This is a genomic window from uncultured Bacteroides sp. (assembly GCF_910585845.1).
In the GTDB taxonomy this organism is placed as follows: domain Bacteria; phylum Bacteroidota; class Bacteroidia; order Bacteroidales; family Bacteroidaceae; genus Bacteroides.
In genome coordinates this window covers 13,904-28,384 of the sequence record NZ_CAJUHF010000028.1, presented here as the reverse complement: position 1 = coordinate 28,384, position 14,481 = coordinate 13,904, and the positions used below count along the sequence as shown (strand labels likewise).

12 protein-coding genes are annotated in these 14,481 nt (G+C 43.9%); 7 read left to right on the top strand and 5 right to left on the bottom strand.

Annotated elements, in window-relative coordinates:
• Positions 1-102: 102 nt before the first annotated feature.
• Both QZ323_RS09300 and QZ323_RS09295 read left to right on the top strand, forming a co-directional pair.
• Positions 103-1,428 carry a PhoH family protein gene (locus QZ323_RS09300; RefSeq protein WP_294634352.1) on the top strand — a complete coding sequence of 442 codons (1,326 nt, stop codon included), beginning with the start codon at positions 103-105 and terminating at the stop codon, positions 1,426-1,428.
• A 150-nt stretch (positions 1,429-1,578) separates the two neighbouring features.
• Entirely contained in the window at positions 1,579-3,486 is a 1,908-nt protein-coding gene (locus QZ323_RS09295; RefSeq protein WP_294634350.1) for a nucleoside-diphosphate sugar epimerase/dehydratase, read from the top strand.
• 119 nt (positions 3,487-3,605) lie between these two features.
• On the opposite strand, the gene QZ323_RS09290 is transcribed toward QZ323_RS09295, so the two are convergent.
• From QZ323_RS09290 to QZ323_RS09280, 3 genes are read right to left on the bottom strand one after another with little or no spacing between them, the layout of a single operon-like run.
• On the bottom strand, positions 3,606-4,580 hold the full coding sequence (locus QZ323_RS09290) for a dihydroorotate dehydrogenase-like protein (RefSeq protein ID WP_294634348.1): 975 nt from the start codon (positions 4,578-4,580) through the stop codon (positions 3,606-3,608).
• Positions 4,581-4,606: 26 nt separating this feature from the next.
• Positions 4,607-5,275 (bottom strand): YggS family pyridoxal phosphate-dependent enzyme, encoded by a 669-nt coding sequence (locus QZ323_RS09285; protein WP_294634346.1) that lies wholly within the window; start codon positions 5,273-5,275, stop codon positions 4,607-4,609.
• 21 nt (positions 5,276-5,296) lie between these two features.
• Complete coding sequence (locus QZ323_RS09280) at positions 5,297-5,761, bottom strand: DUF4494 domain-containing protein (RefSeq protein WP_294634344.1); 465 nt, start codon at positions 5,759-5,761, stop codon at positions 5,297-5,299.
• Between the two features lie 511 nt (positions 5,762-6,272).
• Between QZ323_RS09280 and QZ323_RS09275 the strand changes: the two genes are divergently transcribed.
• From QZ323_RS09275 to QZ323_RS09265, 3 genes are all read left to right on the top strand, one after another.
• The gene (locus QZ323_RS09275) at positions 6,273-6,869 is read left to right on the top strand and encodes a master DNA invertase Mpi family serine-type recombinase (RefSeq protein WP_294634367.1); all 597 of its coding nucleotides are present in this window, start codon (positions 6,273-6,275) and stop codon (positions 6,867-6,869) included.
• Positions 6,870-7,171: 302 nt separating this feature from the next.
• Positions 7,172-7,675, top strand: a complete 504-nt coding sequence (gene tpx, locus QZ323_RS09270) for a thiol peroxidase (protein ID WP_294634343.1) — start codon at positions 7,172-7,174, stop codon at positions 7,673-7,675.
• A 371-nt stretch (positions 7,676-8,046) separates the two neighbouring features.
• A complete protein-coding gene (locus QZ323_RS09265; protein WP_294634341.1) occupies positions 8,047-8,955 on the top strand; it encodes a DUF368 domain-containing protein in 909 nt (302 codons plus the stop codon).
• Between the two features lie 215 nt (positions 8,956-9,170).
• On the opposite strand, the gene QZ323_RS09260 is transcribed toward QZ323_RS09265, so the two are convergent.
• Both QZ323_RS09260 and QZ323_RS09255 read right to left on the bottom strand, forming a co-directional pair.
• Positions 9,171-10,598, bottom strand: a complete 1,428-nt coding sequence (locus QZ323_RS09260; RefSeq protein ID WP_294634339.1) for a tetratricopeptide repeat protein — start codon at positions 10,596-10,598, stop codon at positions 9,171-9,173.
• Positions 10,599-10,627: 29 nt separating this feature from the next.
• Positions 10,628-12,367 (bottom strand): glutamine--tRNA ligase/YqeY domain fusion protein, encoded by a 1,740-nt coding sequence (locus QZ323_RS09255; RefSeq protein ID WP_294634338.1) that lies wholly within the window; start codon positions 12,365-12,367, stop codon positions 10,628-10,630.
• Between the two features lie 661 nt (positions 12,368-13,028).
• Here QZ323_RS09255 and QZ323_RS09250 point away from each other — a divergent pair.
• Positions 13,029-13,631 (top strand): riboflavin synthase, encoded by a 603-nt coding sequence (locus QZ323_RS09250; RefSeq protein ID WP_294634336.1) that lies wholly within the window; start codon positions 13,029-13,031, stop codon positions 13,629-13,631.
• A gap of 24 nt (positions 13,632-13,655) precedes the next feature.
• A complete protein-coding gene (locus QZ323_RS09245) occupies positions 13,656-14,192 on the top strand; it encodes a nitroreductase family protein (protein WP_294634335.1) in 537 nt (178 codons plus the stop codon).
• The last annotated feature ends 289 nt before the right edge of the window (positions 14,193-14,481 follow it).

Sequence of the window (14,481 nt, the reverse complement as noted above, 5' to 3'; positions counted from 1 at the left end):
AGATGGAATCTTTAAAGGAAAGCTCATGAAGAACTTGGGCAAAAATCTAAAGAAGCTACTTAAAAGGTTGCAAATATATCAACAATTTAAATCTAATTGAGTATGGGAGCAAAGAAAAATTTTGTGATTGATACGAATGTTATCCTTCACGACTATAATTGTCTTAAGAACTTTCAGGAGAATGACGTCTATCTTCCTATCGTAGTCCTTGAAGAACTGGACAAGTTCAAGAAAGGAAACGAGCAGATCAATTTCAATGCCCGTGAGTTTCTCCGCGAACTTGACCTGATCACCGACGAAAACCTCTTCAGCAAGGGTGCCTCTTTGGGTGAAGGCATGGGACGCCTGTTTGTGGTGACAGGCAAGGTAAGCGCTCCGGATGTGTACAACTCTTTCCCGGAACATATCCCGGACCACTTGATCCTCGCCGTTGCCGACTGGCTGACGCATGAGAAAAAATCAATGAAAACCATTTTGGTGACGAAAGATGTCAATCTTCGGATGAAAGCACGTTCCATCGGTCTGCTTTGCGAAGATTACATCAACGACAAAGTGGCCAATGCCGATATCTTTGAAAAGTCGAACGAGACATTCGAAGGGGTTGAGCCTTCGCTGATAGACAATATTTATTCTTCCAGAGAGGGAATCGATATTGATGAACTTGACTTCAAGGACATCCTTCACCCGAATGAATGCTTTGTCCTGAAGAGTGACCGCAACAGCGTGCTGGCGCGTTACAATCCTTTCACCCGTACGGTTTGCCGGGTGAACAAGACGAAAAACTACGGCATCGAACCGAGGAATGCCGAACAGAGTTTTGCCTTCGAAGTTCTGAACGACCCCAATATAAAACTGGTGGCACTGACGGGCAAGGCAGGCACGGGAAAGACCTTGCTGGCTTTGGCGGCTGCGCTTAGGCAGATGAATGATTATAAACAGATCCTGTTGGCTCGTCCCATTGTTGCTTTGTCCAATAAGGACATCGGTTTCTTGCCGGGCGATGCAAAAGAGAAAGTGGCTCCCTACATGCAGCCATTATTCGACAATCTGAACGTAATCAAACATCAGTTTGCCGCAAGTTCCACAGAAGTGAAACGGCTGGACGATATGCAGAAGAGCGACCAACTGGTGATCGAAGCCTTAGCTTTCATTCGCGGACGTAGTCTGAGCGAGACCTACTGTATCATTGATGAGGCACAAAACCTGACGCCTCATGAAATCAAGACAATCATCACCCGGGCAGGAGAAGGAACCAAAATGGTGTTCACCGGAGATATCCAGCAGATCGACCAACCCTATCTGGACAGCCAGTCCAATGGTTTGGTTTACATGATCGACCGAATGAAAGATCAGAAACTTTTTGCACACATCAACTTGCTGAAAGGCGAACGCAGCCAATTGAGCGAACTGGCAAGTAACTTGATGTAATAGAGCCTGATAGACAGTAGTTTTGGTGGTAAAGTTACAGCTGTAGCTTTACCACTTTTTAATTTTATCACACATTTCTACCTTTTTCTTGTTTCAATTGATAAAAATAATGTATCTTTGCCTCACCTAAGAACAAAACTGTCAAACGAAATGGAACATAAAATTTTTCATCGGTACCTTTCATCAAAGGTATTGCCGATTTGGACTATTCTGTTGATTGATGTACTGATCATTGTATTTTCCAGCCTTCTGGCTTACGTGCTTCGGTATGACTTTCGGAGTATCTTTTTGGAATCTTCCACCATTGACAAGACGATTGTGTGGACACTTATTGTCAATCTGGTCTTTTTCCGTGTTTTCCGCACCTATTCCAGTGTGTTGCGCTTCTCTTCATTCATAGATATCATGCGTATCTTTGTTTCGTTGACTGTGTCCTATGCACTGTTGATGGTCTCAAGTGTGTTTTTATCTGGGTATGTGCATACTAATCTGGCACCTGTGAGTGTGTTGTTTATGGCTTACATCATTAGTTTTGCCATGATGGCATGTTCACGTGTTGCGGTAAAGACGTTCTATGAGTTGCTGAACTTCGACGGGAGCCGCAGTGCCAATGTCTTTATTTACGGTGCTAAGGAGGCAGGTGTAAATATAGCCAAGGCGTTGCGTGTGAATCTGCGCAATCACTATCGCCTGCGTGGATTCATTGCAGACGAACCGGAATTGATTAATAAGGTAATGATGGGCGTGAAGGTATTTCCTAACGATGAATCATTGATTGAGGTACTGAACGAACGCGACGTGCACACCATTATCATCTCTCCGGCAAAGATGGAGGAACTCAAGAAGTCGGATATGGCAGACCGTCTTTTGGCTAACAACATCAAGATGATGACCGCTCCTCCTTTGAGCGAATGGAACGGACAGACGTTGAACCGCACTCAACTGAAAGAAATCCAGATTGAAGACTTGCTGCAACGTAATCCTATCGAGATCGATATCCATAAAGTCGCTTCACACCTGGAAGGGAAACGGGTGATGATTACCGGTGCTGCCGGTTCGATAGGTAGCGAGATCATGCGTCAGGTGGCTTCCTTCAATCCGTATAAGCTGATACTGATAGACCAGGCAGAGACTCCTTTGCACGATATCCGTCTGGAGTTGCAGGACCGTTGGCGCGATATCGATTCGGAAACAATCATCGCTGACATCTCTAATGCTACGCGCATGGAGAATATTTTCAGAGAATATAAGCCGCAGTACATTTTCCATGCCGCCGCCTACAAGCATGTGCCGATGATGGAAGACAACGTTTCGGAATCCATTCAGATAAATGTGTTCGGAACGCGGACGTTGGCAGATTTGGCTGTGAAATACGGTGCCGAGAAGTTTGTGATGATTTCTACGGATAAAGCTGTGAATCCGACAAACGTGATGGGATGCTCCAAACGTATCTGCGAGATCTATGTACAGTCTTTGGCTAAGAAATTGCAGAAGGATGGCGGACACGTGACGCAGTTCATCACGACGCGTTTTGGAAATGTGTTGGGATCTAACGGTTCGGTGATTCCTCGTTTCCGCGACCAGATACAGCGGGGAGGTCCTGTGACGGTGACCCATCCGGAGATCATCCGTTATTTCATGACCATTCCTGAGGCATGCCGCCTGGTGCTTGAGGCAGGAAGTATGGGCAACGGCGGTGAGATTTATATCTTCGACATGGGCAAGCCCGTGAAGATTGTAGACCTTGCCAAACGAATGATCAGCCTTTCCGGACGCACGGATGTGAAGATCGAGTTTACGGGGCTGCGCCACGGCGAGAAGTTGTATGAGGAATTGCTCAATGTGAAAGAGCTGACCAAGCCCACCTATCATGAGAAGATCATGATTGCCAATGTGCGTGAGTATGATTACGACGAAGTGAAGGAGCGCATCCAAAGTCTGATAGACGTAAGCTATACGTATGACCAGATGAAGATCGTAGCCGCCATGAAGGATATTGTCCCCGAATTTATCAGCAAGAATTCATGCTTTGAAGCATTGGACAAGAAGGCAGAATAATGGCAGAATAATGCCGGAATAATACTTGAAACAGAATCCCCCGCAACATCAGATGTTTGGACTTCTATGTTGCGGGGGATTTCTTTATTTGTAGAAAAACGGAATGGCGTGTTTCCTCCTTATTTCCTGTTGGAGAAGTACTTCATGAATTGTGTACGTTCGAAGGTATTTGTATCCACGTTGCTTCCGTTGAGCATGCCTTTGAATTGGGCGATTGTCTTCATCCCTTTGCTGTCCATCCACTTATTGATGAAGTTTGTATATTCTTCTACAATGGCAGGGCTATTCTGATAGAACGCGCTGCAAATCTCTACGGCTGAAGCTCCGGCAAGGATTGCCTTCACAATACTTTCGGGAGAATGAACGCCACCGGAAGCCGCAAAGTCCAGTTGCTTTATCGCTGCCGAGGCAATACCCGTCCAGCGTAAGGTCTTCGGCAGGTCCGCCTCTGTACTGAATACGTTGCCTGGTGTCTGCTTCATCTTCTCGATGTCAATGTCGGGCTGATAGAAACGGTTGAACAACACAACGGCGGCGGCACCATTGGCATACAGCTGGTTGATCAAAGCTATCGGATTGGTCAGGTTGTCGCCCAACTTCATGATGACAGGGATGTCTACCGTTTTCCTGATGTGACTGAGAATGTCGATATGACGTTGTTCGAATGAACCGTAGTTATATTGAAGGTCAGTTTGCAGAGCCAAGATATTGATTTCGATGGCATCCGCTCCGGCATCCTTTATTTGTCTGGCAAATTCTACCCATTCAGCGTCTTGATAGCAGTTGATACTGGCAATTACAGGAATCGGACATACTTTCTTGGTCTGCTTTATCAGGTCGATATATTCGGACAACTTGTGTTGTCGAACATATTCTACTAGATAATCGCTGCCTTCGGGATACATATTGGGATTTCCCAACCAGTCGGCCTCCAGCATGATTTGCTCTTCGAAAAGAGACTTGAGCACAATGGCGCCGACACCAGCTTCGTATAATTTCTGATTCTTTTCAGCACTGTCAGTTAAGCCGGAACTGCTGACGATAATCGGGTTTCTTAACTCTAATCCGGCAAAAGTCGTTTTTAATGTTGCCATGATAATGATCTTTCATTGAATAATAATTAATAAATTCTATCTCCAAAAATCTTGCTTCCTACGCGTATCAGGGTGCTTCCGGCAGTAATGGCTTGGTGATAGTCATGAGACATTCCCATGGACAACTCCCGGAAACTCTCCGCTTCGGCAAACCATGTGCCTTTCACTTCTTTGAAGAAACTACTTAATGAACAGAATTCCTTTTCAATTTGTTCACGGTCGTCTGTGTTTGTCGCCATTCCCATCAAGCCGCATAACTGTATGTTACTGAGTTTTCGCCACTCTCCGGAGGCTAACATTTCGCGACATTCGTCGAAACTGAAACCGAATTTGCTCTCTTCTTCAGCGATGTGCAGTTGTAGCAGGCAGTTGACCACCTTCCCGATTTTGGCAGCTTGCTTGTTTACTTCGACCAAGAGTTTGTAGGAGTCAATCCCATGAATGAGAGCCACGTAGGGGATAATGAATTTAATCTTATTAGTCTGCAGATGTCCGATAAAGTGCCATTCGATGTCCTTGGGAAGGCTTTCGTATTTGGCAGTCATTTCCTGTACCCTGCTTTCTCCGAACACCCGTTGTCCGGCGCGGTAGGCTTCTTCTATGGCCTCGTTGGGGTGGAACTTGGAAATGGCTACCAATCGTACTCCCGCGGGCAGTTCGCCGAGCACTTGTTGAAGATTCTCTGCAATATTCATGACCGGATCAATTAAGTACGATTAAACTTCGGGTTTGTCATCGGGTTCCGCACTGTATGGATATACGTCCATCAGGGCTGTCTCTGCAACGGAGGCTATTTGATAGTCGGCCATTGTGCCTTTCATGCCTTCGTCCAGTTTTTTAACTGCATCGCGCAGGTCGGCAGCCTGTACCAGAACTTGGGTTGACGATTTCTTCTCAGCCCCGCTCTTTTCGTCCAGGGTGATAAAAATAAGTTTGCATTTGAACCAACGGTCGGCAGCTTCTTCGTCGCTGGGGAATAGTTCGCTATAATTGGCACGTTTAATGTCAGATACGGTAAATTCTCCGGAGATGAACGGAGTCATTTCTTCGATGATACGTGCTTCTGCTTCTGTAAAACTAAGTGCATCAACCAAATAAGGTTCAGTAACTTTCTTGTTCATGCCGTTTTCCATTACTTTTTCGTAACGGATCTTGCACTCGAACCATGTGTGCATTGCCATAATCTTTTGCTTTTTTATTAATGAATATAATTATAATTGTTGTAAATTGACTACAAAGATAATGCAAACGAGGAGTAGAACGAAATGAATTTATTCATTTTTTTATGTTGAAGTGTGCCTCTTTTGTTCTTCTTATTGGTTATTAACCGAATAAGGAAATGGATAGAGTCGTGCAGGAAAGAGGAATTTCTCGTTAAGAAAAGTAGGATAAGTCTTGGAGAAAAGTTCATCTCACGGCGCGAGATGTATATCTCAGCACGTGGGATTTGTATCTCAGTACGCGAGATATACATCTCGGCACGTGAGATGAACTTTTCAGCTGGAGTGAATGCCTTTCTGTTAGGGAGAGAAACTCTTTTTCAGCTGAGGGTGTCGTGTTTTGTCGTTGAATATTTGCTGAGGCATAGCGCATTATGGCTGTTCGGCTGTCTACATGGAAAAAGGTGCGATACGGTTATTCTCATTGCTAAATTGCTGTTCTTTGGTGCCGTTAAACTTATTAAAAAATCAAATTATGGTAGTAGCTTATTTAAGAGTAAGTACAGAAAAGCAATTTCTGGCAAATCAACGTGAGGAAATTCTGCGTTTTGCAGAGAAAAATGAGTTGATGATCGACAAATGGTACACTGAAACGGTGAGTGGGAAGGTGAGTAGCAAAGAGCGGAAACTGGCTGGTGTGTTGAAACGGATGCGGAAGGGCGACACGCTGATTGTGACGGAAATATCCAGACTGAGCCGTACGATGTTAGAAATCATGACAATTCTGAATTCGTGCATCAAGAAGAACATCATCCTCTATAGTACTAAGGAGGGGTATATCTTTCAGAATGACATTAATAGCAAGGTGTTGGGATTTGCATTCGGATTGATGGCGGAGATAGAGCGCAATCTCATTTCCATGCGGACCAAAGAGGCATTGGCAAGAAGAAAGAAAGAAGGGGTCGTGTTGGGACGCCGGAAAGGAAACTGTCCGGCAATGCGGAGGCTCCGTGAACACAAAAGGCGGTTGCAGCGGGAGGCGCAGCGTGGTGTCTCCTGTTCGGAACTGGCCCGTCAGATGGGTGTTTCGCGTACGACGATGTTCCGATTTCTGAGGTCAATCGGATAATTGACGGTAAAAAGAGTTCCCAAGTGAACCTTTCTGTTATCGTTTTTGTTGTACGAGTATATAAGAGCCTGTTTAAATTTTCTTCAAAAAAATTTTTTATTCAGCTTCTTTAGAGTTTCTTTTCGGTCTGTTTTCCTCTTTTTATTCGTCACATAGCCCGCTATGCTCCTCATAAAAACAGAAAAACATCCTCAAAAAGAACTCTCAAAAGAAGGCTGAACAAAATTTAAACAGACTCTAAAATGTTGAAACTTTATGCAAAAGTTTAACGATTGAACAATATATACAATAAGAAAAAAACTATGGCTACAACAAAATTTAAAGGACATCCGGTTAAGATTACCGGTGAATTTATAAAGGCAGGGACGATCGCTCCTGATTTTGAGTTAATAAAGACGGACCTTTCTTCCTTCTTTCTGAAGGATATGAAGGGAAAGAATGTGATATTGAATATCTTTCCCAGTCTGGACACCAGCGTTTGTGCAACTTCTGTGCGCAAATTCAATAAACTGGCAGCAAGTCTGCCGGATACCGTGGTACTGGCAATTTCAAAAGACTTGCCCTTTGCACATGCACGTTTCTGTACGACGGAAGGCATTGAAAATGTAATTCCGCTGTCCGATTTCCGTTTCTCGGATTTTGACGAAAGTTACGGAGTACGCATGGCGGACGGACCGTTGCGGGGCTTATTGGCACGTGCGATAGTGGTTGTCGGCAAAGATGGGAAAGTGGTGTACACCGAACTGGTGCCTGAAATCACTCAAGAACCCGATTATGATAAAGCGATACAAGTTGTGAAACAATAAGAGCCTGTTTAAGTTTTGTTCAGTCTTCTTTTGAGAGTTCTTTTCGAGGCTGTTTTCTGTTTTTATGAGAATCATAGTGGGCTATGTAACGAATAAAAAGAGGAAAAACAGACCGGAAAGAGCTCTCGAAAGAAGCTGAATAAAAGACTCTTTGAAGAATATTTAAACGGGCTCTAATAATCTCAGATTCTTAGATAGTTGGAAATGTTGGTGTGCAAGGGTCGTGAGACTATTGTACACTATTTGTTTTTTTATGTGATGGAGAGGCTTATCTGATATTCTCTGTTTTTTGTTGGTTTATAGTGGGGAACTGACTTTTTTTGTTTTACTTTGTGCTGTGAAAATCAAATATGATAACAGATAAAGAAAAAATGAAACGGACTTTGAAAGACTATGCTTTACTCACATTGAAAGGTGTGGGGATGGGAGCAGCAGATGTGGTTCCCGGTGTATCGGGAGGAACAATTGCTTTTATTGTAGGTATTTATGACGAATTGATAGATTCGATAAAGAGCATTAACGGGAATAGCCTGAAACTGTTCTTCACAGGTAAATGGGGAGAGTTTTGGAAAGCAGTAAATGGTAGTTTTCTGATTTCTATTCTGTTGGGAATAGCTATCAGCGTCTTTTCGTTGGCCAAGATTATCACATGGTTGCTTACAGACTATCCGGTGATGGTTTGGGCGTTTTTCTTCGGATTGGTGCTGGCTTCTACATGGTTTGTGGGAAAAGGCATCAAAGAATGGAACTGGAAAACGGTTTTAGCCTTTGTGATAGGGGCCGCTGTTGCTTATTATATAACGGTAGCTACGCCTGCCGAAACTCCGTCTAACCTGTTGTTCATCTTTCTTTGTGGAGCGGTTGCTATTTGTGCGATGATTTTGCCTGGAATATCAGGGAGCTTCATTCTCGTGCTTTTGGGTAAGTATTTCTTTATCATGGAGGCTGTCAAAACGCTCGATGTGAAGATTTTGCTGATGTTCTTTGCCGGTGCATGTCTTGGCATCACGTCTTTTGCGCGTATTCTTTCGTATGCATTAAAGCATTTCCGCAATATGACGTTGGCGGTATTGACAGGTTTTATGCTGGGTTCTCTGAATAAGGTGTGGCCTTGGAAAGAGACTCTTGAGACTTTCACGGACAGGCATGGAGTAGTGAAACCGTTGGTTGAGGTGAACGTCTTACCCAATCAGTATATTATGGAGGCGGTACTGCTGATGATAATCGGTTTCTTCATGGTCTATTTCCTCGAGAGACTCTCTACGCGTGATGCAAAGTAGAATCAGTCGGTACGGACGGCTGATATTGACTTATATAATATTGCCTTATATGATATTGCCTCGCCAAACGGAATCATCCACTTGGCGAGGCAATAATATTAGAGCCTATTTAAATTTTCTTCAAAAAGAACTCTCAAAAGGAGGTTGAACAAAATTTAAACAGGCTCTTAATCAGTTTTCCGGATATTGTCCGGAGCATTCCCTTGACTTTTTGTCTATCTCTTCAAAGACTTTATGAGCCTTTGCGTATAGTTCACCATCTCTTGATGGTCTTTTCTTTCCATGATTGCCAGTATTTCCTCCATTTCTTTTGCACCGAACGAGCAAGCGCACTTCTGATTGTATTTAATGAAGTTCTCTTTGTCGAACATGGTTATATAAAGGACACATAGTTTTTCGTTGATACTCGGGAAAGTCGGATCCATTTCAATGACACGTTCAAAAGCTGTTTTTGCATGATTCAAGTAGCCTAATTCCAGACTATGCATACCTATCTCATTCCAAGTATCGGCATATGGGGAATATTGTATTGCTTTAGCCCATAGTGCCATTCCTTTTTTTTCTTTTTCTTCTTCGATAAGAATACGCCCTTCGATGACATAGGCATCTGGATCTTCAGGCGCCAAGTGTTGTGCTTTTTGGCAATACTGATGCGCTTTGTCTTTCTGTCCCAATTTGAAGAGACAGAGGCCTGCATTGGCATATAAGTTGGGCAGGACAGGGGAGGAGGTATATTTTTCTTCATTTATCTGGATGGCTTTCTCCATATTTTCAAGTCCTTCTTCCCATTTACCTTTCGAGATGCTACATAGTCCAACAAAACTATAGATGAAGTTCGAACTGAGGGCTTTGAGCCGCTGTGCCTCCAGATAGTTCTCTAATGCCGCCTCTTCATTGCCCAATTGGAAGAAGCTGTGGCCTCTTATTATATAGGCCTCTGCTAACTTGTCGTCACCTATCAGGGCATAGTCGCAGGCGTCAATGGTCTGGTTGTATTCGCCTATTTCGAAGTAACACCTTGCCAGTGCTATCCAGTATGTGGCGGAGTACGGATCTTTGTCTATCAGTTTGTTGAATGTCAGAATAGCTTCTTCTATCATGTCTTTGGCGCGATAGTAGTCTGCCATAACGGCAAGGTAGGCTGCATTGTCGTTATGCTCATCCTCCGCACGGTCGAGCCACTCTTTTGCCTTGTCCGGATAACCCATTTCGAGGAAAGTGTATGCTACATCGATCACGTTTGCTATATCATCTTTATCTTCGATCGTATCCAGCAACTCTTCTGCATCGTTCAGTTTGCCTTCGCTTAGTAACAAGGCGGCACGCAGTACTTTGGCTTCCGGCAAATAACTTTCAGGAAAATTCCTTGCAACCTCACGTGCCTTTTCCATTTGTCCACTATCTATAAGCAAGTAGGCATACTCGATCATCAGCTCCGTGTTGGACGGATGTAACCGTAAGCCATACTCTGCTATTTCGATAGCTTTATCAAATCTTCTTCTCGTTCCGTACCAGTCGGCAAGATCGGCAAAGTCGTCTGCATCCAGATAAAACGTTTTATTCTCTTCCATTGCCGCTTCATATTGTTCGGCACATGCCTGCAGCGCTTTGTCCCTGCTTGACAGTAGGTTCTTGTTACTCATTGAATGGTTTTCTCCTATAATATAAATTTCTATTTGTTGATTTTGCCCCACGTATCTTTCAGTCCCACGGTCCGGTTGAATACCATCTTCTCAGGCGTAGAGTCAGGGTCTACATTAAAGTAGCCGATGCGTTGGAACTGTAAGTAAGTCAGCGGTTTCATGCCGGCAGCATATTTCTCGATGTAGCAGTGCGGCAGAATGTGCAATGAGTCGGGATTGATGATCTCTTTCATTGCTTCCAATGCATCGCAGTTCTTTGCTTCGCGGATAGCTGCCATTTCATCGCGTGGATTTTCCACTTTCCACAGGCGGTCGTAGAGGCGTACTTCGGCTTCGAGACAGTGATTGCAGCTAACCCAATGCAACGTACCTTTTACTTTACGGTTGGCTTCGGGCATGCCGCTCTTCGTATTTGCATCGTATTCGCAATAGACTTCCGTCACTTCTCCGGCTTCATTCTTCTTGCATCCGGTACACTTCACGATATAGGCATTCTTCAGGCGTACTTCCTGTCCTGGGGTCATGCGGAAGTATTTCTTCGGTGCGTCTTCCATGAAGTCCTCGCGTTCCATCCACAGTTCGCGGCTGAACTCTATGGTGTGGCTACCTTCTTCCGGTCTTTCCGGATTATTGATTGCTTCCAGTTCTTCTACCTGACCTTCAGGATAATTGGTGATTACCAACTTCACCGGATTGATGACGGCTGATATGCGCGTGGCACGTGCGTTGAGGTCTTCGCGTACGGCACTTTCCAGCAAAGCAAATTCATTCAGTGCATCGTAAGTGGTGTATCCGATTTTGTCGATGAACTTATGGATGGATTCGGGGGAATATCCGCGTCGGCGGAAGCCGCAAATGGTCGGCATACGGGGGTCGTCCCATCCGTTCACCAAGCCTTCTTTCACCAAAACCAACAGGTTACGTTTGCTCATCAGCGTGTAGCTGAGGTTCAGTTTGTTGAATTCGTACTGGTGCGGGCGGTTGTCGTTCAGGTCTTTTCCTTCCTTCACCCAGTCTACAAACAGGTCGTAGAGCGGACGGTGGGGAACAAACTCCAGTGTGCAGAGCGAATGGGTTACACCTTCAAAGTAGTCGCTTTGTCCGTGTGCGAAGTCGTACATCGGATAAGCCTTCCATGTGGTGCCCGTACGATGGTGCGGGTGATTCACTACACGGTAGATGATGGGGTCGCGGAAGTGCATGTTTGGGTTTGCCATGTCGATCTTCGCACGCAATACCATAGCACCTTCGGCAATCTCGCCAGTGTTCATCTTCTTGAACAGGTCAAGATTTTCTGCTATCGGACGGTTGCGGTAAGGGCTTTCCACACCGGGCTGGGTAGGAGTACCTTTTTGCTGTGCTATCTGTTCGGAAGTCTGTTCGTCGATATATGCTTTACCTTCTTCGATAAGATGGATGGCAAAATCCCATAATTGCTGGAAGTAATCGGATGCATAATATTCATTACCCCATTGGTAGCCTAACCATTGGATATCCTCCTTGATGGCTTCCACATATTCCACATCTTCTTTGGTGGGGTTGGTGTCGTCGAAACGGAGATTGCAAATGCCGTTGTGAGCAGCTGCAATGCCGAAATCGAGGCAAATGGCCTTGGCATGTCCGATGTGGAGGTATCCGTTGGGTTCTGGCGGGAAACGCGTTTGTACTTTGCCGCCGTTCTTACCCTCTTTTAAATCTTTCTCGACAATTTGTTCAATGAAGTTAAGGCTCTTTTTTTCACCTACTTCTTCGTTTCTGATATCTGCCATAATGGTATGTATATATTCTAAAAGTATCGAGTCGCAAAAGTAAGACATTTTTTTTGTTTATCCTTATATCATCGGAATATATCCATTCTTTTTTTATAAATTCCCATACGAGGGGGGCCGGATACATATATACATTATATATATTATAAGGAAAGGAGATGGAGATTGCATAGTGGTGGTGGCCGGGCTTCTTTTTCTCAGGTTTTATGGCTTTTCCCGATGAATAGCAAGGAAAGTTTCGTTTTTTAAGTTCTCAAATCGGTGATATTTAAACAATTTTTTAGGCTTTATTAGAAAAATACTATATATTTGTCCACTGAAAACGATTGCGGATATAATCAGGGTATATATGGGTAATAAAACCAAAGAAAAAACAAAAAGATGTTATAAGACATGTTTTTTAATTTGGTAGGTAACCTTAAAAGCCCCTATATTTGCACCGTTATCCTGAAAACAATCTTTTTACCTTAAAAAAAACTAATACCTATTGAAAGCTGAAAAATGGGGCGTTGTGAAATGCTCCATTTTTTGTATTCTCTCCTCTCCTCTAAAGAAAAACATATTCTTTATCTTGTCGGTATGAGATTCTCATGATTTTCATTTATATTTGTATTCGTAAAAGATAAGAAATTCGTAAATCATTAAAATCGTAAATAGAATTATGTTTTCTGGAATTGTAGAAGAGTGCGCCACGCTCGTGGCATTGGTGAAAGAGCAGGAGAATGTGCATTTTACGTTCAGATGCTCATTTGTAAATGAATTGAAGATAGACCAGAGCATCGCTCACAATGGTGTATGTCTCACCGTGGTCAGTATGACGGAGGATACCTATACGGTTACGGCCATGAAGGAGACGCTGGATCGCTCTAACCTCGGACTTTTGCAGGTAGGCGACGAAGTGAATGTGGAACGCAGTATGATGATGAACGGTCGTCTCGACGGGCATATCGTGCAGGGACATGTGGACCAGACGGCTACTTGCGTAGGTGTGGAGGATGCCGAAGGAAGCTATTATTTCACTTTCCAGTATGCTTTTGACAAGGAGATGGCAAAGCGCGGGTATATCACTGTGGACAAAGGCTCGGTGACGGTAAACGGTGTGAGCCTGACGGTGTGCAACCCGACAGACGACACTTTCCAGGTGGCTATTATTCCTTATACTTTTGAGCATACTAATTTCCATAATATAAAGGTGGGTAGCCGAGTGAATATCGAATTTGATATTATTGGCAAGTATATCAGCCGAATGATACAATTCAAATAATCAGAACAGAAAATTACAATCAAAATGGATTTTTTACAATTAGTTGCATCCCGTCAGAGTGACCGTGCATACGATCTCACGCGTGCAGTAGAAGCAGAGAAGTTGGAGCGCATATTGGAAGCTGCCCGATTAGCACCATCGGCTTGTAATGCACAACCGTGGAAGTTTGTCGTGGTCAATGATCCGGAACTTGCCGTCAAAGTGGGCAAGGCTACTGCGGGACTGGGTATGAATAAGTTCGCCAAAGACGCTCCTGCTCTTATTCTGATTGTGGAGGAATCGATGAACATCACTTCCTTTCTGGGGGCGAAAATCAAGGATAAGTATTTTCCTCTGATAGACATCGGCATCGCTGCCTCACACATCACGTTGGCGGCCGAAAGCGAAGGATTGGGTTCTTGCATCCTTGGCTGGTTTGATGAGAAGGAGATCAAGAAACTGACTGGCATTCCGTCTTCAAAACGTCTGCTTCTGGTGATTACCATCGGTTATCCGGTGAAGGAGAAGAGGAAGAAGGCAAGGAAGCCGAAGGAGAAAGTGATTTCCTATAATAAGTATTAAGAGCCTGTTTAAATATTCTTCAAAAAGAACTCTCAAAAGAAGGCTGAACAAAATTTAAACAGGCTCTAAGGATTGCACAGATTATCGCTGATTGCTGCACAAGATTATCACTGATTATTGCATGAATTATTGCAGATTATTCGATCTGATTATCAAATATAAATAGAAAATCGTAAGAGCCTCACACCGATAGGATAAAGAAAATGTTCTTTCTTTCTAGAGGAAAGCTCTTGAGAATAATCTGCAATAATCTGTGTAATTTGAGTAATCTGTGATAGTCTGTGTAATT

Coding starts and splice junctions, on each gene's coding strand:
- QZ323_RS09295 (WP_294634350.1), top strand. CDS start 1,579: ATGGAACATAAAATTTTTCATCGGTACCTTTCATCAAAGGTATTGCCG.
- QZ323_RS09280 (WP_294634344.1), bottom strand. CDS start 5,761: ATGGCAATGCACACATGGTTCGAGTGCAAGATCCGTTACGAAAAAGTA.
- QZ323_RS09245 (WP_294634335.1), top strand. CDS start 13,656: ATGGATTTTTTACAATTAGTTGCATCCCGTCAGAGTGACCGTGCATAC.
- QZ323_RS09300 (WP_294634352.1), top strand. CDS start 103: ATGGGAGCAAAGAAAAATTTTGTGATTGATACGAATGTTATCCTTCAC.
- QZ323_RS09265 (WP_294634341.1), top strand. CDS start 8,047: ATGAAACGGACTTTGAAAGACTATGCTTTACTCACATTGAAAGGTGTG.
- QZ323_RS09290 (WP_294634348.1), bottom strand. CDS start 4,580: ATGGCAACATTAAAAACGACTTTTGCCGGATTAGAGTTAAGAAACCCG.
- QZ323_RS09285 (WP_294634346.1), bottom strand. CDS start 5,275: ATGAATATTGCAGAGAATCTTCAACAAGTGCTCGGCGAACTGCCCGCG.
- QZ323_RS09255 (WP_294634338.1), bottom strand. CDS start 12,367: ATGGCAGATATCAGAAACGAAGAAGTAGGTGAAAAAAAGAGCCTTAAC.
- QZ323_RS09260 (WP_294634339.1), bottom strand. CDS start 10,598: ATGAGTAACAAGAACCTACTGTCAAGCAGGGACAAAGCGCTGCAGGCA.
- tpx (WP_294634343.1), top strand. CDS start 7,172: ATGGCTACAACAAAATTTAAAGGACATCCGGTTAAGATTACCGGTGAA.
- QZ323_RS09250 (WP_294634336.1), top strand. CDS start 13,029: ATGTTTTCTGGAATTGTAGAAGAGTGCGCCACGCTCGTGGCATTGGTG.